The 1252-nt window shown below is 64.9% G+C and carries 1 protein-coding gene and 1 pseudogene; one reads left to right on the forward strand and one right to left on the reverse strand.

The genetic code is table 11. From position 1 onward, the window contains the following. Window positions 1-417: 417 nt before the first annotated feature. Window positions 418-681: pseudogene (locus J4F42_21150) on the forward strand (HAD-IA family hydrolase). A 4-nt stretch (window positions 682-685) separates the two neighbouring features. On the opposite strand, the gene J4F42_21155 reads toward J4F42_21150, so the two are convergent. Beyond that, on the reverse strand, window positions 686-1252 hold a 567-nt coding region (locus J4F42_21155), incomplete at its 5' end, for a CoA transferase (protein ID MCE2488030.1).

A 1252-nucleotide genomic window follows, 5' to 3' on the forward strand; every position in this document is an offset into this window, starting at 1 on the left:
GATCGCCGTCAACGGCTCTGTCGGCGGCATCTACGCCCGCCTGGCCCAAGCGCACGGCAAAACAGTCGCCGTAGCCGACCTCGAGGCCGGCTTTGGCCGCGCGTTTGCCGCCGCCCCGCCCATGGCGTTTCCCGGAGCCGCAGCCGGCGAGATTCCTGCTCTGGAGAAAAAGTGGTGGCGGGAGTTAGTCCTCCAGGTCTTTTCCCCGCTCGGGCCGTTTCCCGCCTTTGAGGCCTATTTTGACGAGTTGTACGACTTTTTTGCCCAGCCCCGGGCCTGGCGGCTCTACCCCGATACCCGGCCGGCGCTGGAGGCCCTGCACGCCCGGGGGGTGCGGCTGGGAGTGATCTCAAATTTTGACTCGCGTCTGTTCGGCCTGCTCGACGGCTTGGGGATTGCCCGGTTTTTCGATCCAACCGTCATCTCGGAGCGGCCAAACCGGACACCGCCATCTTCAGCCACGCCCTGGCCCACCACGGGCTGGCCCCCGAACACGCCGTTCACGTCGGCGACAGTTACGAGATGGATGTCCTGGGCGCCCAGGCGGCCGGGCTCCAACCGGTTCTGATTGACCGCCGGGCCGAGCCGTCCAGGCCGGGCACCTGTCTCTCGGTCAGCGATCTCGTCCACCTCCCGGCTGTGCTCGACCGCTTGGAGGCCGCCCGTTCCGGCCGGTCCTGAGCGGCTACACCACCTCTTTGGAGCGAAACTCGGCGATATCCTGCCACGAAAACCCGGCTTCGAGCAGGACTTCCTCGCTGTGCTGGCCCAGCTCCGGCGGCGGAGTGGCGGTACTCAGCGGCGTCTCGCTCAGGGACAGGGGCGTGCCGACGACCTTCACCTTCCCAATCTGGGGATGGTCCATCTCCGAGATATAGCCGTTGGCCAGGGCTTGCTCGCTGTTCAGAATATCCTGATAGTTCTGTACCGGCGTGGCCAGCACATCGATAGCGTTCAGGAGCGCCATCCACTCGTCGGTCGTTTTGGTCGGAAAGACCTCGTCCAGAAGCTGTTCAATCTTTTCGCCCCGGAAGTTCCGAATGACGTTGTCGCTGTACTCGTGCTCATCCCGGACATGCTCAATGCCCATCACCCGGCAGAAGTCCGGCCAGCGTTTGTCGTCCACCCCGGCCAGACACAGCCAGCCGTCCCGGGTCGGAAACGAGCCCCACACGCCTTGCAGAAACTGGTGCCCCCGGCCGGCTCGGCGGGTCTCCAGGCCGCTGATCGAGGTATAGTTGATCTCCATCGG

The sequence above is a fragment of the Desulfurellaceae bacterium genome (assembly GCA_021296095.1).
Taxonomy (GTDB): domain Bacteria; phylum Desulfobacterota; class Binatia; order Bin18; family Bin18; genus JAAXHF01.